Source organism: Daejeonella sp. (genome assembly GCF_037719425.1).
In the GTDB taxonomy this organism is placed as follows: Bacteria; Bacteroidota; Bacteroidia; order Sphingobacteriales; family Sphingobacteriaceae; genus Daejeonella.
Genome location: NZ_JBBJNI010000001.1, coordinates 25,584 through 47,027, shown reverse-complemented (window position 1 = coordinate 47,027; position 21,444 = coordinate 25,584). Strand labels below are relative to the sequence as shown.

Genomic DNA, 21,444 nt, shown 5'->3' with positions numbered 1-21,444 from the left:
AACAAATGAAAACACTTGTATTAATTCTGGCAATGATCTTGTCAACTGCACCATCCACAATATATACCTTCAAGCTTCATAATATTGATGGAAAGACATTAGATCTAAAAAAATATAAAGGAAAGAAGATCCTTATTGTTAACACTGCATCAAAGTGCGGCTACACTAAACAGTACGCAGATCTTCAAAAACTTTCTGATGCCTATAAAGGCAAATTGGTGGTTATTGGATTCCCGGCTAATAATTTCGGCGGACAAGAGCCCGGCGAGAATCTGAACATTAAGGAGTTCTGTAAGAAAAATTTCGGAGTTACATTCCCGCTTGCTGAGAAAAGCAGTGTTAAGGGAGATGACATCAATCCGCTATTTAAGTATTTGACTACAGCGTCAAACCCGGACTTTACCGGTGAGATCAAATGGAACTTTGAGAAGTTCCTGATCAATGAGAAAGGAGAGCTTATCCACAGGTTCCGTTCTGCAGTTACTCCAATGTCTCCAGAACTCACTAAATATTTGTAATGATGACTAGTTTTAGAAAAACCTTAGGAGCAACACTGCTTGGCCTGTTTATTGTTGCCAGCGCTTTCTCTTTTTCAGTTGCTGACGACCAGAAAGACCTGACTGTGATAGCGGATGGTTTTGCAACCGCGATGTCGAAAAAAGACAAAGCCTGGATGGAAGCTAATTTTACAGAGGACTGTGTTACCTACGCCCCTTCTGGAGAACAGTTGAATAAGAAAGCTACAATTCACGCTTTTTCAGGCGGGGTATATGATATCACGAAATCATCTGCCAGCAACAAATCATTTATGGTTGCAGATAAAGAAGCAGGTGGCTCTGCTGATTATACCGTGGAAGGAAGCATGTCTGGTAACGACATTTCCGGCACCTATAAACTATCGCTTAAATTCAAAAAGACTGAGACAGGATGGAAGGTTTCCGAAATCCTTATAAATGGGCAATAGACCAAAAAATAGCCCCATAAAAAAAGCCCACCGAGAACGGAGGGCTTTTTTTATGGAGAATTCTCTTATTTAAATCCAAAAGCCAATCCAACGTTAATCACCTGGTTTTTCAGATCCCTGTTGCCCGAAGCATCAGTGTATAGGTTTTGGAAATCGGTAGCATAACTTGCGTTCATCATTACCGAACCAAAGTTATAGCTAAAACCTACTTTACCCCCTGCCAGTGATTTTCTGTAAGAGTCGTTATTGCCCTCGAAAGTGGTTGAGGAGTTTCCAGTAACCAATTTAGTTTCCTGACTCAGGAAAAAGGAAACCTGCGGACCTGCAAATAGCCCGAACGCGGGAGTGAAATTATACTTTCCCATTAACGGAAGATCTAAATAAGTAATTTTAGATTTAGCTTCACTGTTAGCGGAAGTCGTAAATTCAGCCCCTTTTTGAGAATACTCCAGTGACGGTTCAAATGAAAATCCGGAGGAAAGAGGGACATTAGCAAAAACACCCGCAGCCAAACCAGTATTAAATTCACTGTTTGGATCAGGATCACCCGCAAATTTTGCGATGTTTACTCCAGCTTTAATACCGAATTTTGTACTCTGTGCTTGTGCAAAACCTGCACATAACAGGCACGCACTTAAAATAAGTATCTTTTTCATAATATTTAATTCTTGATTTAATTAATCGCAGGTCATTATGAAACAATCATGCCAAGAACGCCATTGTTACAGAATTACTACATTCTCACAGATATTAGAAGTTGATTTACAACGAATTAACTAATATTTTTATGGGTCTATGCATCATATGCGTTTTCGAAAATCAAGGTAAGAAACTGTTCAGGAATCAAGAAAGACTTTATGTAAATTCTTGCAAACTCGGATGAAATAGACTTATTCTGACTAAACCTGAAAAACACAAAATGAAGAAGTTATTAATTCCAATGCTGATTGCTGGATCTGTTTTAACAGCATTATCGTCATGCAGTGCCACCCAGGAAGGGAGCAGTATGCCGATTCTATGAGTGTTGACAGCATGGCTGTAGATACTATGATGACTGATACAACCCTGAGAGTAGTGACGGATACAGTCACCAAGGATAGTATGTAATGGCACAATTGGCAAAAAAAAGTCCCACACTGTTAAGTACGGAACTTTTTTGTGTTCAAATAAATCAATTACAGCTTTATCGCGAGACCGGCTTGAAATACCTGGTTTTTGTAAATCGGTGTTGCTGAGGTACCATTCTCATTGTTCTTTTGGAAATCAATAGCATAACGTCCGTGGAGGCTTAAGCTTTCAGATAATCCGATGTTGATCCCTCCCACTCCTCCGAAAAGGCTTTTCTTTAAATTATCATTCTCCTCTCTGATCGTATTTTTGTAACTATCAGATCCCTGAGTGAACTTCTCGGTCGTTGCAGTCAAAAAAGAGACTTGGGGGCCAAGCACAATGCTGAATTTATTGGTCGCATTGATTTTGGCCAGAATAGGTAACTCAATAAAATTAGTAGTTACAGAATATTCATTAGCGCCGAACAGCAAGCTTGTTCCTGAAGTCTTATAGCCTTTCTGAGAGAACATAAGCTCGGGTGCAATGCTAAAGCTGGAAACAATCGGAATTTCAACAAATATCCCTGCATTAAACCCAGTTTTAAGCTCAGTGTTAAAATCCTCATCTCCTGTTTTAATAATATTTGCGAAATTGGCCCCGCCTTTAATCCCAAATGTTTGCGCATTCGCCGCTCCTGCGAGCAACACTCCTATTACTAGAATAAATACTTTTTTCATGTGTTTATAATTTAATTTTTAAACGTTATTGAACCTGCCTGCCGGTAGGCAGGGCTTGCATGAGCTATTTCATGGTGTATTATAAGCTGCGAACTCATGGAGTTTTCATGTTCATCTTTTTAATTGTCAGCCTTAAGAAAAAATTATGCCAAAAAACAAAGAGCATAAGCTAAACGTTGATAACTGTCTTGCCAACGTATAATTTCATACTTTTATCTGGCTAATAATTCTCGGGATGTACCTAGTTCTTTTGTGCTTTATTTATATCCTTTTAAACTGCGCAGGCATATATTTATTGCATAAATTCCTTAAACCCCGGCTTAAAGACGAGCTTTCAGTGTGGATGTTTAGTATTTCCTTGAGCTTGAGCCTTACTTTTTTATTAATATTGCTTGCGTTAAGTTTTTTCTCTAATGATATTTTAACAACCATCTATTGACGAACCATTATGTATACGAAGTTTAAGAACCTACTATTAGCCATTTTATTTATGTGTCCAGGTATTAGCCTGGCTCAGGCACCGGTGCCGTTCATTGAATCTTTAAATGCACCGAACGCGTGGGTAGATTCCGCGTTTAATAAGCTTAACAAACGGGAGCGTATTGCACAGCTTTTCATGGTGCGCGCGCATACCGACAAAGGGAAAGCCTACGAAGATTCGATAGCCGGCGTGATAAAGAAAGAGCGCATTGGCGGGGTTGTGTTCTTTCAGGGTGGTCCGGGCAGACAGGCAATTCTTACAAACAAGTATCAATCATTAAGCAAAGTGCCTTTATTAATAGCGATGGATGCTGAATGGGGCATCGGGATGCGATTGGACAGCACGATCTCTTATCCTTACCAGATGACCTTGGGTGCAATTCAGAATAATAACCTGATCTATGAAATGGGAAGACAGGTGGCTCTGGACTTTAAACGTCTGGGCATGCACGTAAATTTCGCGCCTGATGCGGATATTAATAATAATCCTAATAATCCTGTAATAGGTTTTAGATCGTTTGGAGACAATAAATATAATGTTACTGCAAAAGTTGGCGCATATATGAAAGGTTTGCAGGAGAATAACGTGATGGTAAGCCTGAAACATTTCCCTGGACATGGAGACACTGATGTAGATTCTCACTATGACCTTCCTCAGCTGCCGTTTTCACGTGCACGTTTGGATTCACTTGAGATGTATCCCTTCAGGGAGCTTATTAAGCAGGGTGCTTCTGGTGTCATGGTTGCGCATATGAATATCCCTGTCCTGGATAATACTAAGAACCTTCCGTCTACTTTATCCCAGCCTATTGTTACCACTATCCTTAAAGAGGAAATGGGCTTTAAAGGGCTGGTTTTTTCTGATGCTATGGGAATGAAGGGTGTTGTGAAATTCTTTCCTAACGGAGAAGCTGATGTACGGGGAATTATTGCCGGAAACGATGTAATTGAGCTATCTGAAAATTCGGCGAGGGCAGTAAAACTTGTGAGGAAAGCTATAAGGACAAACCGTTTAAGCTGGGACCGTATTAACGAAAGTGTACGAAAGATCCTTGTGGCCAAGTATTGGGTGGGCCTTAATAACTTACACCCGTTGAAGACCACAAACGTTGTAGCTGAGCTAAACCGTCCTGAAGCAATTGCCCTTAATCAAAGCCTCGCAGATGCGGCGGTTACAATTCTAAAAAGCGATAGCCAGATCAAGGCTTTAGAGCGAACAAAGAAAACTGCTATTATCAGTATGGGTACAACTGCTGAGAACACCTTCCATAATATGCTTAAAATGGATTTTGATAATTCAGTTCACTTTGTTCTGGCCAAGAACGCGTCATCGACTGATATAGCAAATGTGAACAGAGAGCTTAGTAACTATGATCAGATAATAGTAGGCATACAGGATATGCGCAAACGCCCGCCGGCCGTATTAGACTATAGCAATAATATGAAGCTTTTTATAGCTGATCTTGCTAAATTGAACAGCACAATGGTGGTATTCGCTAATCCGTACACAATTGCCGGTCTTCCTGGTATCGAAGCAGCTAAAACAATAGTTCTTAATTATCAAAACTCAGAGGAAGCACAAAAAGCAAGTGCCCGGGTGCTTTCAGGGAAACTTAAAGCTAGCGGAAAACTACCTGTAAGTATAAGCGCGTCGTTTAAAAATGGAGATGGAGTAACCCAATAATCGTCTTTTCCAGGGATATCGTATGATCGTTTAGCTATCACAGATAAAAAGTAGAATACAGTCGATGGCTCGCCACAAACCTCTTAAGCTAATACGTGCATCAGCGGGCTCGGGTAAAACTTTTACCCTGACGGCTCATTACCTAATCCTGCTTTTCAGTGGCACCGGAAAGTACAGAGAAATTCTGGCGGTTACTTTCACTAATAAAGCAACCGCGGAGATGAAGGAGCGAATCCTTACTTCTCTGGAAGAGCTTGCGAATTCCGGATATGAAAAATCGAAGTTCAGCGCTATTCTGCAGGAAAATTACCCTGAAGTCAGTGATCAGGATATTCGATCGAAAGCATCAGAGATCTACAGTAGTATTCTTCACGATTACAGCCGGTTTTCCGTCAGCACAATTGATGGGTTTGTCCAACAACTGATCAGGAGCTTCGCTTTTGAATTGAATCTCGATAGCGGGTATAAACTGGAAATGAATCAGGACAAGGTAAAGGACGAGCTCATAAAAGCCCTGAACCTTCACCTCGAGAATGACCCCGATTTACTAGAATGGGTTACTAACCTGGCTATAGATCGAATAAGTGATGGTAAAGACTGGGATTACCAGCGGGCTTTAAAAGATCTTGCCAATGAGATTTTCAAAGAACGGTATTACCCGTTTCAGGAAGCTATGCTTGCCATGGGGAATGAGCAGGGCAAAGAGTTCAATAGTCTTAGGGAAATAGTAGGTCTCGGGATTAAAGAATTTAAAGATGCTGTTTTAGAAAAAGCAGGAAGCATCAAGAAAATTTTTGACTCTTCGGGTATCCTGTCGGATGAGCTGAATCAAAAATCACGACACCCTTTGTTGAAGCTTGAGAAGATTCTCGGGGAGGACCTTTCACATGTTCCCTCGCTTGAAAAATTAATTGATGATTTCAGCGAGTGGCCGCATGGATCCCTAAGTGATACCAGCGGAGTCCAGGCTTTATATGAGAGTTTAAATCCTGAAATTAAGTCGCTAACACAATTTTATAACGAAGGCAGCGAAAAGTATGAAACCTATCTTGCGATAAGTAAGAACAGCTCGTACTTGCGTTTGATGCAGGGAATGGCAGACCTTCTAAAAAATTACCGCTCGGAAAACCGGACCTTGCTAATCAGCGACGCCCAGCAGCTTTTGAAAGGTATTACAGGTTCTGATGTCGATAATCCTTCCTTTATCTGGGAGAAAACAGGGAATAAATACAAACACTTTCTTTTCGACGAATTTCAGGATACGAGCACCTTCCAGTGGATGAACTTCCTTCCCCTGATAAAAAACGCTATTGCTGAAAGCACGCGAGAGCAATCCGAACACCTGGTTGTGGGCGATGTTAAGCAATCGATCTATCGCTGGCGTAACGGTGATTGGCGAATCCTTCACAGCAATGTGAGCAACGATCTGCTGATAGATAATGTCAGTCAGGAGAACCTTGAATTCAATCGCAGAAGTTCTGAAAACATTATCCGTTTCAATAATTTTGTTTATTCAAAGCTTCCAGCGCTTTTGCAGCAGCAGATCAATCAGGTTTTTACTGACACAGCACGGGAACATTTGCATGAAATTTGGGGTCGCGAGAATAACCGTCTGATTGAAAAAGCATATGAGGGCAGCCTGCAAAACAGCACAGAATTTACTTCGCCAGGTGGAAAAGTTGAGGTTAAGTTTTTTTGCAAAGATGAGGAGTTTGAGGATGAAGAAGACCAGACTATTGCAGCAGCCTACACCATATCTAAGCTGATCGAACTGCTGGAAGGAGGAGTTGCTATGAAGGATATTGGAATACTTGTTAAAACCAACCGCGAAGCAGAGGAAATCTTAAGCTGTATTTTCACAAAAAGCAATCAGGAAAAACTGAGTAAAGCGGCATCAAAGAGTTTCCAGGTTATTTCGGGTGAAGCTCTGAAAATTCTAAACAACCCCGCCGTACAGTTATTGGTCAGCACGTTTAGGATTCTCTCAGCTCACGAGCATGAAAATGGAATTTTTAAAACAGAGTGTGCACGACTCTGGCATCAGATAAAAAACCCTGAAAGTGAAATAATCGATCTGGCAAGTAACCAATGGATTGATCTGGCAATGAGGAATATTGATGATCTGGATAACGTTTTGCCACCGAGATTATGCAGCGAGTTTACTTCTTTCCGTCAGCTACCTGTTTCCGAGCTTACGGAGAAATTAATCAATATTTATGAGCTGGGTACAACGCGTACTTCCACTCACATTCCATTTTTACTTGCTTTTAGAGACCAGGTGGCCGTGTTTTCCTCAGGAGGTGATCAGGGTATCGGAGAGTTTTTAAATTGGTGGGATACAGAAGGGTCGGCTAAAGCCTTGCCGTCATCTGAGAATCAGGATGCTGTTCAGGTTATGACAATTCACAAATCCAAAGGACTTGAATTCCGAGCAGTGATTATTCCATTTATCAGCTGGAAATTAAATACATCAAGCGGATACATCAAAAAATTATTGTGGGTAGACGCCAATGCAGCCGGCTTCGGGAGATTTAACTCGCTACCAGTAGACTATAATAAAAGCCTTGCCTCTACAGCATTTGCAGAGAATTATTTTGAAGAGATGCTGCTCAACTACATGGACATCATCAATACCCTTTATGTGGCTACAACCCGCGCAAAAGATTATCTGTATATGATATGTCCGAAGCTGCCAAAGAAACCCAAGCATGGTCCCGTTAACGATATTCAGCTCATCCTATCGGAGCTTTTGATGTCAGCTGGGAGCAAGGATCCGCAATTCATTCAGGAAGATGAGACCTTTGTATTTGGTGATACGGTATCAATTCCTTCTCAGAAATCGCAGGAAGAAAATGATCCTCTGATCGTTAACACCTATCAGGTCAATGAGGAATTGACCGATCGGTTTAAAAGAAATAGTCAAAAGCAAGATACCTGGTTTAATGCACGCCAAAGAAAGGGAGTGGTATTACACGGGCTTCTTGAAACGATCAGCAGTCTCGAGAATCTGGACAAGCTCATCAACGAAAAAGTACAGGAAGGTCTTATCAGAGTAACTGAGAAAGCTGAGATAAGGACAGCCGTTCGGGATGTGTTAATGCAGGACGAAATCCACTCTTGGTTTAGTACTGCCAAAGCAGTAATAAGTGAAAAAGATATTATCCTGAGCGAAGGCGTCGTTAAACGGCCTGATAAATTATTCGTGTTTGATGATCATGCGGTTTTGCTGGATTTCAAGTTTGGTGCTGAACAAAGCAAATATGTTGGTGATATCAGCTTATATCGCGATAGTCTAATGAAAATGGGGGAGTTTAAGGAAGTTCACGCCTATTTATGGTATGCTCAGGAACGCAAGCTTCAGAAAGTTGGATAATGAACGAGGATAAGTTTCTATATCGCGTTGCCGGCGATCTGCTGGACCGTTTTGGGGATGACCTTCAGAATGTCGCTATTGTTTTCAATAACAAACGCCCACAGCTTTTTCTGAAAAAATATCTATCCGAATTAAGCGGAAAGCCTATTTGGAGCCCGCATTTTTACACTATTCAGCAGTTCTTTGCAGGCTCAACAACGCAGGTGTCTGCTTCGCAGCTAAAGCAATTCTTTGTGCTTTTCACGGAATACAATCTGTTGCTGAAATCGGAAGGAAAAGAACTCGTTAGCGCTGATGTGTTTTACCCACTCGCAGAAATAATCGTTTCAGATTTTTCTCAGATCGATTATTACCTTGCAGATCCCGCCAAGGTTTTCAACTTGATAGGAAGCATCGCAGAGCTGCAGCACCAGTTCCCGAATTTCGAAGAGGAGCAGCTCGAATTTATGAAATCATTCTGGTCTTCATTCTCAGGAGAAAAGCAAAGCAAGATCCAGGAAAAATTCATTGAGATGTGGCACAGGATGCCGGCACTCTATAAGAACTTTCATAAAAAACTGGAGGATCAGGATCTGGTTAGCAGCGCCAAAATGTATCGTAATCTTGCCGAGGGTAAATCAGCGGCCCCGGGCTTTTTGAATCAATTTTCACATGTTGTGTTTATTGGATTTAATGCGCTTTCTAAAGCCGAGGAGCTTTTATTCAAGAAATGGCAGGACGAAGGCATATGCTCGTTTTATTTTGATTCAGACGAACACTACTTCGGAGATCCAAAACAGGAGGCCGGTCATTTTATTCGAAGAAATATAAATAAAGTTGGACTCATAAACAGGTTCGAAGTTTCTGAAAATAGAATCAACGACCCTGCTAAGGATTTCACAGTTGTGCAGGCCTTAGGTAATGTGGCTCAAGGCAAATTGTTAACTAATTTGTTATCATCAGCTAGTTCGACGTCTGCTGACACCAAAGCTATTATCCTTGCTGATGAAGCTTTACTGCTTCCGGTTTTACAAACTGTTTCTGATGACACGCTGAACATAACGATGGGGTATCCATTTGAGCAGTCGGCAGTGTTTGGCTTATGCGATCTTTGGCTCGATATTCAGGAGGAAATTGCCGCTGGTGATCAAAATTCTATAGTATACAACAAGGTGCTGACTTATATCCTCAACCCCCTCATTAATATAGAAGCCAATCACCGGAATCGTATTCACGAGGAAATAATAGAGGGCAAAAAGTCGCGGTTTGACCTTACGGAACTTCGGGCAATTGGTAAGATCAGCGATTTAAGCTTTTCACCTTACAAAAGTGCCGCCGATACGATCCGTAACTTTGGAAGCTTGCTGCTGATATTGTCAGAACAGCTGGAAAATCTGCGCAAACTTGACAGCCTGCTTATCGCGGAGGCTGTCAAAACGCTGAACGTTCTTCTGGACAGCTTTGAAGAGCTGGAACAAAATGAAGTTGTATCAGGAATGGGCGCCAAATTCGTGTTCCGGACAATCAGACGAGCTCTTACAGGTCTTTCGGTGCCATTCGATGGTGAGCCACTATCTGGATTGCAGGTTATGGGTTTACTAGAAAGTCGCTGCCTTGATTTCGATGAACTCATGGTTCTGGGGATGAACGAAGGTGTATTGCCAAAGGTTAGTATTACTCCATCGTTTATTCCAGACAACGTTAGAAGAGCGTTTGGTCTACCTGTTTTGGAAAACCAAAATTCGATCTTTTCCTATTTCTTCTATCGCCTGCTGCACTGCGCAAAAAAAATAACGCTGGTATACAATGGTATAACCGATGAGAAAAGCACGGGCGAAGAAAGCCGATTCATTAAACAACTACAATTTGAAACAAATTGTCAGTTCAAGCATGTGGTGCAGCAAAATCAGTCGGTTGAGAATTATGGCGAACAGAAAATTATCGTTGAGAAAACGGGGCTTGTTCGCGAAAGGCTGGAGAAATATCTTAAACGAAAACCAGAAACCAAATATGAAAAGAAGATATCAGCAACCGCGTTTACAGATTATGTAAGCTGTCCGCTAAAGTTCTTCTACAGCAGGATCGCTGGCTTGAAAGAACCAAAAGATCTGCCCGACCAGATTGGATCAAGCCTGGTTGGCACCATGCTTCACACTGTAATGGAAAGCTTTTATAAGAGCTCGGTTGGCAGTGAAGTAACTGCAGAGTTTATAAAATTACAGGAAAAAAATCTGCCTGCAATTTGTGTTGACGCACTAGCTGTTGCATTGAATACAGATCCTAAAAATCCGTTGAGGAAGCAGGATGCTTTACAGCAAATAGTATTAAAGGTGCTTGAACAATATGCTTTGAGGGTGATCAGGCACGACGAGAGCCTTGCGCCGTTTACAATTGTTGAACTTGAAAATCGTGAGAGCTATACTCCTTTGCTCAAATTGCAGGTATCCGGACGAGAAGAGCAGGTAAGGCTGTTGGGCATTATCGACAGGGTTGATTCTCATCAGGGAAAAATCAGGATCGTAGATTATAAAACCGGAAAAGACCACCTAAAGTACAAAGACTTTGAAGGCCTTTTTTCTGAAGAGGGAAAAGATCAGAATAAAGCTCTAATACAAACGCTTTTTTACACCTATGTCTACGAAAAGGCTAAAGTGGTACAGAATGTTGAGCCGCATCTTTATACGGTCAAAGATTTCAAAAGCGGGACCCTGTTCAGCGAAAAACGTAAAGAAGGCTTACAGCTGTCGGATCAAAACCTCGGTTATTTCAAAGAGCAGTTTGAACTCAAGCTGACGGAAAAGCTAAATGAGATCTTCGATGTGAGTATCCCGTTTGTCCAAACCACGAATTTGGATACATGTAAGTATTGTCCGTTTAAGAAAATTTGTCAGAGGTAGGTCCCAGCACGCAGAGGATCGCATCATATACACACAGGGCTACGCCTTGTGTTGGTGTGTTTCGCCCTTTCAGGGCTATTCAAGGTATTTTTATCGAGGAGTCTGAAAGCGTGGGATTAACTGTAACGAATATCGGCTCCTGCCCAACAAATCACCGGCATTAGCCCTGAAAGGGTGCTATAATTAGCGATGGGTGCAACCCTTCGCTAATTAATACGACCCGTCCAAGCCCTGAAGGGGCGTTATATCAGATCAATGAATATTTTAGTGGATAAATCTTATAGCATCATGGGGCAGTCACTCGTCAAAAATTATCTCCACATAACATTTAGTACAAAATATCGTGAACCCTTAATTTTTGCACCTTACGAAGAGGAATTGCATGCTTATCTGGGTGGGATTTGCAATAATCTGCATTGTTATCCAGTGAAAATTGGCGGTTACACGGACCATATCCACATCTTATGTATGCTGTCAAAGAAGATTGCACTAATGAACCTTTTAGAAGAGCTTAAATCCCATTCATCTAAATGGATCAAATCAAAAGATAGCACTTTGGGAAACTTCTATTGGCAACATGGGTATGGAGCATTCTCGGTAAATTACCAAGGAGTAGACGCAGTGAGTAATTATATTGCTAACCAACATGAACATCATAAAAGCCAAACCTTTAAGGATGAATTCCGCGGAATATTAAAATTGTATAAGGTTGATTATGACGAGAGGTATGTATGGGAATAGCCGTTACTGGCGTGAGTCGGAGGCACTTCGTAATTCGTAATTGATATTTCGTAATTGATAGGTATATTTGCATTCCAAAAATTGAATTTTCGAGATGAGAGAAATACAGTTCAGAGAAGCACTTCGCGAAGCATTAAATGAAGAGATGCGTAAAAACAACAAGATCTTTTTAATGGGTGAAGAAGTTGCTGAGTACAATGGAGCATATAAAGTGAGTCAGGGAATGCTTGATGAGTTTGGCGCCAAGCGTATTATTGATACACCTATTGCTGAGCTTGGCTTTGCTGGCATTGGTATCGGTGCTGCAATGAATGGATTGAATCCGATCATTGAATTTATGACTTTCAATTTCTCTCTTGTTGCTATTGATCAGGTAATAAATGCCGCCTCTAAAGTTTTATCTATGAGCGGCGGACAATTTTCTTGTCCGATAGTTTTCCGAGGCCCGACAGGTAACGCCGGTCAGCTTGGTGCACAGCATTCCCAGAATTTCGAAAACTGGTACGCTAACTGTCCCGGTCTTAAAGTAGTAGTTCCTTCAACACCATATGAAGCTAAAGGCTTGCTAAAGCAATCTATCATCGATCCTGATCCTGTTATTTTTATGGAATCTGAGGTTATGTATGGCGATAAAGGTGAAGTACCTGAAGAAGAATATTACATTGAAATAGGCAAAGCAAATATTGTGAAAGAAGGTACTGATGTAACAATAGTTACTTTCGGGAAGATGCTTTCTCGCGTAGTTATGCCGGCTGTAGAAGAATTAACAAAAGAAGGCATTAATGCCGAGGTGATAGATCTTCGGACTGTTCGTCCTATCGATTACGAAACTGTGATTGCCTCTGTTAAGAAGACAAACAGAATGGTATTTGTGGAAGAGGCGTGGCCTTTGGGATCTATTGCTACTGAGGTAGCATTTAAGGTTCAAAAGGATGCATTTGATTTCCTTGATGCACCGGTTCTGCGCGTGGCATGCGCCGATGTGCCTTTGCCTTATGCACCGACCTTAATTAAGGAAGCACTTCCTAATGCAGAGAAAGTTATTGCAGCAGTAAAAAGCGTAATGTACTTAGAAGCTAAATAAAAAAATAAAGCATTTAAGGCCTGCACTCTTAAGCGCAGGCTTTTTTGTTTACTGCAATGTGATCTGACGTTTTATACTTTCTTCGAGCGATATAAATGTCTCCGTTCGCTGTATTCCTTTAACACCCTGGATATCTTCATTAAGAACATGTCTCAGATGATTGGTATCCCTGCAGATGATCTTAGCAAACATGCTATATGAGCCAGTGCAATAATGGAGCTCTACGATTTCTCTGATGGCTTTGAGATTTTCTACCGCATCCTTATACTGTGATCCTTTTTCTAGGAAGATTCCGAGAAAGGCACAAATATCATAGCCTATTTTCTGGGGATCGATCATTAAGTGAGATCCCTTTATAACTCCTAGATCCTGCATCTTCTTCATTCTTACGTGAATAGTTCCCCCCGAAACGATGAGTTTCTTTGCAATTTCAGTATAAGGGATAGTTGCGTCTTCCATCAGAATCCCGAGGATCTGCAAATCAAGATTATCAGGTTCGAAATTTTGACTACGGTTTTCCATTTCCAATTAGTATATTTTTAACAATCCTCTAATATAATTATTAAAAATGTAAAAATTAAAATATTTTGTTAATAAATTTGCAAGGAATTGCCCTTTGTATTACATTTGTATCAAGCAATCGGGAAATACTTGAAAGCTTACACACTGTAGGGTGGTGAAATTTGGCAGACACACCTCCTCGTCTCGGTGGCGAAGATTTGGGAAATACCGTAAAAGGGAAATAACTGCTTCGTGAAGGTTCGACTCCTTCCCCTACAGCGAACCTTTCAACAGGTTTATAATTGGTTAGTTTAAATAAGCTCCTGCCCATCAGGAGCTTATTTTATTTTAGGACAATTGCTATTAAAAAGCAGCGAGAATGCTAATTAGTCATTTATTAATGATCAGGTTTTTTCTACTGTTTTCTACGATTATCTTGAAGAATATTTTTATTAATCTATTGGAAAGGAAGGCCTGTGTCTCTTTGGTCCCGGTAGTCCGGCTCTGCGCAGCCTGCCTGGCCGGTAGGCAGGTAGCTTTGCCAATAAAATTGTATGTTCAAAATGAAATATCAGCTGGCAAAGGCTACTTGCTTCGATCCGGTTTATTTTACGTAGGACAGAAGTTCTTTGCTGCGGTAGCTTGCATAGCCTAACGGAACAACATTCGATCGATATTGGGCCTGACGATAACAGCAGCATAATCCCTGCTATCTAAACGGGATCGAAGCGGCAGCTTTTTGCCCCACGTCAATTTAGCTGGTTAAAACCAAAATTCATGGCAAAAACTACAGCGGAGAGCCCGATTGCTTTTTCCGATTATCACAGGCCCTGCTTTTCAAATTATTAAATTTTCAAACTATATCCTTTCGTATTCGATTATTTAAGCTCATCAAAGTAAAAAACAATATAACTATCGTAATATGTACAAGGCCTTTATTAATATTGAAATTTAAACCATTTAATTTTCGAATAAATTACGATATCAGCATTAATTATATTTAAATATTTTCATTTACATAAAAATATAACTAAATCATTAAAAAATTTGCAAGGAATTGCGGGATGTATTACATTTGTATCAAGCAATCGGAAATACTTGAAAGCTTACACACTGTAGGGTGGTGAAATTTGGCAGACACACCTCCTCGTCTCGGTGGCGAAGATTTGGGAAATACCGTAAAAGGGAAATAACTGCTTCGTGAAGGTTCGACTCCTTCCCCTACAGCGAACCTTTCAACAGGTTTATAATTGGTTAGTTTAAATAAGCTCCTGCCCATCAGGAGCTTATTTTATTTTAGGACGAAATGCTAATTGCCCTTTTTTTGAGCAAGCTTGAATAAAATCTGAATAATGGCTTGAATGTTGTATTATTAGGTTCAAGTAAATATATAATAATGAGACGCGTACTGGTTTGCGATGATGATATAACGATTTCCGAGGTGGTGGCTATCATCCTTGTAGACAGTAATATGGCTGAAGTTTATACAATTCCCGATTGTGACAATATAATTGAGAAAATAGAGGATCTAAAACCCTCCATCATTTTCATGGATAATAAGATCCCTACTCATGGCGGAGTCGTTGCTACACAGACCATCAAGAACCATCCTGTCCACAAATCTATACCAGTAGTGTACTTTACAGGAAGCCATGATATAGACGAGTTGGCAGAAAACGCCGGAGCGGATTATACACTTGCTAAGCCATTTAGTATTAGTCAATTAGAAGAAGTAGTAAATAAGGCATTCAAATCTGGAAAAGTTAACAACGACTAAGTATTTTAACCAATCTCCTGCGTGAGCAATATGTTCTCAAATTGGAGACAATGCTGATTTGTAAACTCTGCAGACATTTTTGATTTTTGTTTGATCGCTCCGCTGTATCGCTCGGTTAAAAAATTACGTATTGTGATATGAACCCTTACCTTTAAGGTGAAATTATGAACCGTCATATCTTATCTGCTTTTTTTCTTATTTCGGCTATCCTGTTTTCTGGTTGTACTAAAGATGACAATGAGCCTCTGCCGCAAAGCACTGTGTCCAGATTGTATGTATCTAATGCAGATACCGATGCATCAGTAATGAGCACAGTGATATTTGATCCGGCGGATGGCGCGACGTTGGATAACCCAGATAAATTTGATACTAAACTGCCCGATGGAAACGGTATCGTTTTCGATGCTTACTCTGGAACTGTTTTTCAGGTAAGCAGGCAGGCTAAAAATATCCGGACATTTACAGTGAAGACTGATGGCTCCCTTACGCAAAAGGCCTCGTTTATAGATGATGCTCTAACAAGTGCAAGGGAGATCGCTTTCGATCGCGTACGGAAAACTCTTTATGTGGCGAGTAATAGTGATAGCGCTCTGTATGTATATGTAGGTGTAGACACCATAGCCGGCAGCGCCCGGGCGACCAAAAAACTTAAGCTTTCCGGACAGCCATGGGGGATCCATCTGCAAGATGATAATCTGTTTGTAGTTATGGATCAGGGTAGGGTTGAAGTACAATTATTCGAAAAGGCATCTTCGCTACAGGTTGGCACCGTCGCTCCGACCAAAAAAATCACTATAGCTGGAGCCATGAGGTTGCATGGAATCACATATTCTTCCGCCCGAGACGCATTAATTCTTACCGATATTGGTGCAGCAGCATCTAATAGCGATGGTGCTATTTATATTATCACCGGCGTTGCAGCAAAGTTTACTGCAGGAGGACCAGTAACACCCACTACAATTATTTCGGGAGCGGCAACGGGGCTAGGTAACCCCGTTGATGTCGCGTGGGATACAAGAATAGATAAGGACCTTATCTACGTTGCAGAAAAGGCTAATAAAAGGATCCTTGTTTTTAAGTTCCTGGATAAAAACAATGTTACGCCTTTTCGGACAGCAACCTTGTCATCTTCCCCTGAAGCCATTTATCTTGATGCCAGATAAAATCGGTCCTTGTGATTCATACTTTTTTCTTTACTTTGTCTATATAAAATCACAGGCAATATGTACAATTTCCTACTAGGACTTCATTCGGGATTACGCTATATCGTTCTATTGCTTCTTGCATTAGCGATCGTTTTATCGGTAACAGCGCTATTTGGCAAAAAAGATTATACCCAAACAAACCGGAAAGTCAATCTATTTGCAATGATCGCTACGCATACTCAACTGCTGGCAGGATTAATTTTGTATTTCGTTAGTCCTTTTGTACAATACGGAAACATGGGTGAAGCTATGAAGAATACAGTAACACGTTACTGGACTGTGGAACATGCTGTATTAATGTTGTTCGCTGTTGCATTGATAACCGTGGGACATGCCCGGTCGAAGAAAGGCGACATCGCTATAAATAAACACCGGGCAATAGCCCTTTACTATGGCCTGGCGGTGCTGGTGATTGTTGTAGCAATTTATCAAAGCGGTCGCCCATTGCTGGGGATGTCTATGGGAAATCCCTGATAGACTAAGGAAAAACCATACTAGAGCGGTCTTTTTCAAAAATTTATATCCTCAAAAAATTTGCAATGTCAAATTTCTTTATATTTTTGTGATCGATGAAGATGACACAGAATACTGGAAATTGGTGGTACCCTTTAAAAGAGCGGCGCACGGGACAGGTATTTTGAGATAATATTAATCAACCAAAACCTAATCAACATGAACCCGACGCGTAAACCCGTCGGGTTTTTTTATGGCTAAAAGTATCCTTATGGATCTACAATAGAGATATGAAGAATTATAAATTATATACATCACACAAAAAATTACTTGCCGATACTACAACGCCTGTGAGTATTTATTTGCGTTTGAGAGATGTATTTCCAAACAGTATACTCCTTGAAAGCTCTGATTACCATAGTCGTGAAAACAGCTTGAGTTACGTTTGCTGTGACCCTATTGCAGGAATAACACTGACAGGTGATAAGCTGGAGACATATTTTCCGGACGGAACCCGTGACCAATATCCGCTGAAAGAAGTTGACCTGAAGAAACAGGTTTCTGAGTTCAGAAATCAGTTTGAATCGACATCAGCTAATGATTTTAAATTTATTTCAAATGGCCTGTTTGGTTATTTTGCGTATGAAACGATTGAACACTTCGAGGATATAAAATTGACCGCTACAGCTGCGGAGGGAAGAAATATCCCTCTTATGCAGTATCATGTTTACCGGTATATCATTGTTATCGATCACTTTAAGAATGAGTTATACCTGCTGGAGCACCGAACTGATAAGAAAACTCCCGATAGCCTTGAGAAGATCCAATACCTGATCCAGAATAAGAATTTTCCTGAATATAAATTCAATTTAAATGGTGAGGAAAAGTCGAATTTTACTGATGAGGAATTTATTGAAACAGTAAAGGGTGTAAAGAAACATATCTTCCGTGGAGACGTTTTTCAGATCGTTCCTTCCAGGGCTTTCTCAAAACCTTTTCTTGGGGATGAGTTCAATGTTTACAGGGCTTTGCGATCCATAAACCCTTCACCTTATCTTTTTTATTATGACTATGGTGATTTTAAACTATTCGGTTCATCACCTGAGGCACAGCTAACGATCAAGAACAATGAGGCTACCATCTATCCCATTGCCGGTACGTTCAAAAGAACTGGCGACGGCTTGCTTGATGCCCAACTTGCCGAAAATCTAAAACAGGATGTTAAAGAAAATGCGGAGCATGTGATGTTAGTCGACCTTGCCCGAAATGACCTGAGCAGGCATTGTGATAAAGTTGAGGTAAAATCCTTCAAGGAAATTCAATACTATTCTCACCTGATCCATATGGTGTCCAAAGTTACCGGCCAGCTGCAAAAATTCGTAGATCCATTTGATGTGGTCGGAGATACTTATCCGGCGGGCACTCTGAGCGGTGCTCCAAAGTATATGGCTATGACACTGATCGATAGGTTCGAAGGCCAGAAGCGTGGATTTTATAGTGGTGCGATAGGTTTCATGGGCTTCAATGGAGATTTTAATCATGCAATCATGATCCGCTCATTTCTAAGCCAGAACAATGTTCTCCATTATCAGGCTGGAGCAGGCATCGTTGCAGATTCGGATCCGCAAAGTGAATTAAATGAAGTTAATAACAAGATAATGGCGTTAAGAAAGGCGCTGGAAATGGCGGAAGAGCTTTAAAAGTTGACAGTGGAGAGTTGAGAGTTGAAAGCGGGCAAATTCAATTTTCAAACGGCCCCCATTTAGACACCGATAACCAGCAACTAACAACCTATAACTAACAACCAACAAATGAATATACTCGTTATAGATAATTACGACTCCTTTACCTTCAATCTGGTGCACCTTTTAAACGAAACCGGGCATGAGGCGACTGTATGGCGTAATGATAAGTTCAAACTTGCGGATGTAAATGCATTCGATAAGATCCTTTTATCCCCCGGACCTGGAATTCCTTCTGAATCAGGTTTACTACTGGATGTTATCCGCACCTATTCTGCGAGCAAAAGTATTCTTGGTATCTGTCTCGGGCTTCAGGCAATTGGAGAGGTTTTTGGCGGAGAGCTATACAATCTTTCACGGCCGGTTCATGGTCGTGCGACCGAGATTAAAGTGCTGGATACAGACGAAAAGCTATTTAAAAACTGCCCGTCCGAATTTAAAGTCGGAAGATATCATTCATGGGCGGTGAAAAACGATAATGTACCAGAGGATATCGAAATAACGGCAACCGATGTTGATGGAGTGATCATGGCGTTAAGGCATCGCACACTTGATGTACGCGGTGTTCAATTCCACCCTGAATCAGTGTTAACTGAGCATGGAAAACTATTAATATCAAACTGGCTTAGCTGATAATGATTTGAATATGAATGAAAATGAAATAAAATCCGGAAAGCAGCAGGCAAATATTCTGGATAAGATCGTTGCTAAGAAAAAGCAGGAGATTGAAGCAGATCGGCGCCGGGCACCAATAGTCAGGCTTGAGGAATCCGATAATTTTTTCAGAGAATGCTACTCCTTTCGTGAATTTATTCTAGATCCTGCGCGCACAGGTATCATTGCTGAATTTAAAAGGCAATCACCTTCAAAAGGGATAATTAATAACACGGTAAGTGTTAGGGAAGTAACAAACGGATACGTTGCGGCCGGCGCTTCTGCGCTTTCTGTATTAACCGATAGAAGCTTTTTCGGAGGAAGAAAACGTGACCTCATCGAAGCCCGGAAGAGAAATCAAATTCCCGTTCTGCGAAAGGAGTTCATGCTGGATGAATATCAGGTTGTGGAGGCGAAAGCTCTGGGAGCCGATGTTATTCTATTAATAGCGGCGATTCTCCAACCGGCAGAAATACAAAAGCTCGCAAGGCTTGCGAAAGGCTTGGGTATGAGTGTGCTTCTTGAAGTGCATAACCGCGAGGAACTCGACAGAAGCCTGTTCCCGGAACTAGATGCCGTGGGAGTGAATAATAGAAATTTGGGAAATTTTACAGTTTCAGTCCAGCATTCATACGATTTGGCGGAGCATATCCCTTCCGAGTTTTTAAAGATCTCAGAAAGTGGATTAAGTGATCCCAAAACCATTACCGAATTAAGAACTGCGGGTTTTGATGGTTTTCTGATCGGCGAAAATTTCATGAAGCAAAATGACCCGGGTAAAGCTATGACTGAGTTTGTAAACAGAATTTAGAGAGCCAAGAACCAAGAATCAAGACATAGCGAATATCCTTTACGACGTCTGGGCTCTTGGTTCCTGGCTCTTGCTTCTAATCAAACCCTTATCTTTGACAATTGTTAACTAATTAAATGCCAAGACAAAAATTTTTTGATACAGCGATAAAACCTGAGAAAGCGGTTTTAGTGGGGATTATAACTCCGGGGGAAACGGAAGAACAGACACGGGAGTATTTGGATGAGTTAACTTTTTTGGTTGATACTGCCGGGGGCGAAACGCATAAATCATTTACGCAAAGAATGCAACGGCCTGATCGGGCTACATTTGTAGGGACCGGAAAACTGGAAGAGATCAATGCGTACGTTAAATCGGAGGAGATCGATATAGTCGTTTTTGATGATGAACTATCACCCTCTCAGCTAAGAAATATTGAAAATGAGCTCCAGGTAAAAATCCTTGACAGGAGTAACCTCATCCTGGATATATTCGCCAAACGTGCACAGTCATCACAAGCCAAAACGCAGGTAGAGCTTGCTCAGTTGCAATATTTGTTACCACGTCTAACTCGTTTGTGGACTCACCTTGAACGGCAAAAGGGTGGTATCGGTATGCGGGGACCAGGTGAAAGCCAGATCGAAACTGACCGTCGTTTGATCTTAAACAAAATCTCACTTTTAAAAGAGCGCTTAAGGGAGATTGATAAGCAAAATGAGACTCAGCGAAAGAATCGAAACCAGTTGGTCAGGGTTTCCCTTGTCGGATATACAAACGTCGGGAAATCTACGATCATGAATATGATCTCGAAATCTGAAGTTTTTGCTGAAAATAAACTTTTTGCTACCCTGGATACAACAGTAAGGAAAGTGGTCATAGAAAACTTACCTTTTCTTCTGTCAGATACGGTAGGTTTTATCAGAAAGCTACCTCACCACTTGATCGAATGTTTTAAATCTACATTGGATGAAGTTCGTGAAGCTGATATATTGATCCATGTCGTTGATATATCTCATCCGAACTTTGAAGACCAGATCAATACAGTCAATGAAACGTTAAAAGAGATGGGTGCGATCGATAAGGAGGTCATTATGGTATTCAATAAGATCGATGCATATGTACCGGCGGATTTTGATCCTCAGGAAGAACATCCGCCATTGACTTTATCCGATTTCAAAAATAGCTGGATGAACAAAAACAGGGCGCCAGCAATATTTATTTCGGCCTTAAACAAAGAAAATATTGAGGAGTTTAGATCGCTGCTTTATGAGAAAGTAAAAGAAATCCATACAGCCCGTTACCCTTACGACAAATTACTATACTAATCCGTAGC

At 41.0% G+C, this 21,444-nt stretch carries 18 protein-coding genes; 15 read left to right on the top strand and 3 right to left on the bottom strand.

Annotation, left to right across the window (positions count from 1 at the left end):
* Nucleotides 1-5: 5 nt before the first annotated feature.
* The gene (locus tag WKF69_RS00215; protein ID WP_340378510.1) at nucleotides 6-518 is read left to right on the top strand and encodes a glutathione peroxidase; all 513 of its coding nucleotides are present in this window, start codon (nucleotides 6-8) and stop codon (nucleotides 516-518) included.
* The gene (locus tag WKF69_RS00210) at nucleotides 518-964 is read left to right on the top strand and encodes a nuclear transport factor 2 family protein (RefSeq protein WP_340378509.1); all 447 of its coding nucleotides are present in this window, start codon (nucleotides 518-520) and stop codon (nucleotides 962-964) included. The genes WKF69_RS00215 and WKF69_RS00210 overlap by 1 nt, the downstream gene beginning before the upstream one ends.
* Nucleotides 965-1,029: 65 nt before the next feature.
* On the opposite strand, the gene WKF69_RS00205 is transcribed toward WKF69_RS00210, so the two are convergent.
* Nucleotides 1,030-1,620, bottom strand: a complete 591-nt coding sequence (locus WKF69_RS00205; RefSeq protein ID WP_340378508.1) for a porin family protein — start codon at nucleotides 1,618-1,620, stop codon at nucleotides 1,030-1,032.
* Nucleotides 1,621-1,942: 322 nt separating this feature from the next.
* On the opposite strand from WKF69_RS00205, the gene WKF69_RS00200 reads away from it, so the two are divergent.
* Nucleotides 1,943-2,071 (top strand): hypothetical protein, encoded by a 129-nt coding sequence (locus WKF69_RS00200; protein WP_340378507.1) that lies wholly within the window; start codon nucleotides 1,943-1,945, stop codon nucleotides 2,069-2,071.
* Nucleotides 2,072-2,139: 68 nt separating this feature from the next.
* On the opposite strand, the gene WKF69_RS00195 is transcribed toward WKF69_RS00200, so the two are convergent.
* Complete coding sequence (locus WKF69_RS00195) at nucleotides 2,140-2,751, bottom strand: porin family protein (protein ID WP_340378506.1); 612 nt, start codon at nucleotides 2,749-2,751, stop codon at nucleotides 2,140-2,142.
* 448 nt (nucleotides 2,752-3,199) lie between these two features.
* Between WKF69_RS00195 and WKF69_RS00190 the strand changes: the two genes are divergently transcribed.
* From WKF69_RS00190 to WKF69_RS00170, 5 genes are all read left to right on the top strand, one after another.
* Nucleotides 3,200-4,915, top strand: a complete 1,716-nt coding sequence (locus WKF69_RS00190; RefSeq protein ID WP_340378505.1) for a glycoside hydrolase family 3 N-terminal domain-containing protein — start codon at nucleotides 3,200-3,202, stop codon at nucleotides 4,913-4,915.
* Between the two features lie 64 nt (nucleotides 4,916-4,979).
* The gene (locus WKF69_RS00185) at nucleotides 4,980-8,288 is read left to right on the top strand and encodes a UvrD-helicase domain-containing protein (RefSeq protein ID WP_340378504.1); all 3,309 of its coding nucleotides are present in this window, start codon (nucleotides 4,980-4,982) and stop codon (nucleotides 8,286-8,288) included.
* Nucleotides 8,288-11,164: a PD-(D/E)XK nuclease family protein gene (locus WKF69_RS00180; protein WP_340378503.1), complete on the top strand. Its 2,877-nt coding sequence runs from the start codon at nucleotides 8,288-8,290 to the stop codon at nucleotides 11,162-11,164. Before WKF69_RS00185 ends, WKF69_RS00180 begins: the two co-directional genes overlap by 1 nt.
* A gap of 255 nt (nucleotides 11,165-11,419) precedes the next feature.
* Complete coding sequence (tnpA, locus tag WKF69_RS00175; RefSeq protein ID WP_340378502.1) at nucleotides 11,420-11,905, top strand: IS200/IS605 family transposase; 486 nt, start codon at nucleotides 11,420-11,422, stop codon at nucleotides 11,903-11,905.
* 94 nt (nucleotides 11,906-11,999) lie between these two features.
* Nucleotides 12,000-12,989, top strand: a complete 990-nt coding sequence (locus tag WKF69_RS00170; protein WP_340378501.1) for a pyruvate dehydrogenase complex E1 component subunit beta — start codon at nucleotides 12,000-12,002, stop codon at nucleotides 12,987-12,989.
* 48 nt (nucleotides 12,990-13,037) lie between these two features.
* On the opposite strand, the gene WKF69_RS00165 is transcribed toward WKF69_RS00170, so the two are convergent.
* Complete coding sequence (locus WKF69_RS00165; RefSeq protein ID WP_340378500.1) at nucleotides 13,038-13,511, bottom strand: Lrp/AsnC ligand binding domain-containing protein; 474 nt, start codon at nucleotides 13,509-13,511, stop codon at nucleotides 13,038-13,040.
* A 1,375-nt stretch (nucleotides 13,512-14,886) separates the two neighbouring features.
* Between WKF69_RS00165 and WKF69_RS00160 the strand changes: the two genes are divergently transcribed.
* The 7 genes from WKF69_RS00160 (at nucleotide 14,887) to hflX (ending at nucleotide 21,436) form a co-directional block, all read left to right on the top strand.
* A complete protein-coding gene (locus WKF69_RS00160) occupies nucleotides 14,887-15,267 on the top strand; it encodes a response regulator (RefSeq protein WP_340378499.1) in 381 nt (126 codons plus the stop codon).
* 164 nt (nucleotides 15,268-15,431) lie between these two features.
* Entirely contained in the window at nucleotides 15,432-16,430 is a 999-nt protein-coding gene (locus WKF69_RS00155) for a hypothetical protein (protein ID WP_340378498.1), read from the top strand.
* Nucleotides 16,431-16,490: 60 nt separating this feature from the next.
* Nucleotides 16,491-16,946, top strand: a complete 456-nt coding sequence (locus tag WKF69_RS00150) for a cytochrome B (RefSeq protein ID WP_340378497.1) — start codon at nucleotides 16,491-16,493, stop codon at nucleotides 16,944-16,946.
* A 269-nt stretch (nucleotides 16,947-17,215) separates the two neighbouring features.
* Nucleotides 17,216-18,625 (top strand): anthranilate synthase component I family protein, encoded by a 1,410-nt coding sequence (locus WKF69_RS00145; RefSeq protein WP_340378496.1) that lies wholly within the window; start codon nucleotides 17,216-17,218, stop codon nucleotides 18,623-18,625.
* Between the two features lie 111 nt (nucleotides 18,626-18,736).
* Nucleotides 18,737-19,300, top strand: coding sequence for an aminodeoxychorismate/anthranilate synthase component II (locus tag WKF69_RS00140; RefSeq protein ID WP_340378495.1), 564 nt, complete (start codon nucleotides 18,737-18,739; stop codon nucleotides 19,298-19,300).
* 13 nt (nucleotides 19,301-19,313) lie between these two features.
* Nucleotides 19,314-20,132, top strand: coding sequence for an indole-3-glycerol phosphate synthase TrpC (trpC, locus tag WKF69_RS00135; RefSeq protein WP_340378494.1), 819 nt, complete (start codon nucleotides 19,314-19,316; stop codon nucleotides 20,130-20,132).
* A 116-nt stretch (nucleotides 20,133-20,248) separates the two neighbouring features.
* Nucleotides 20,249-21,436 carry a GTPase HflX gene (hflX, locus tag WKF69_RS00130; RefSeq protein WP_340378493.1) on the top strand — a complete coding sequence of 396 codons (1,188 nt, stop codon included), beginning with the start codon at nucleotides 20,249-20,251 and terminating at the stop codon, nucleotides 21,434-21,436.
* Nucleotides 21,437-21,444 lie beyond the last annotated feature (8 nt).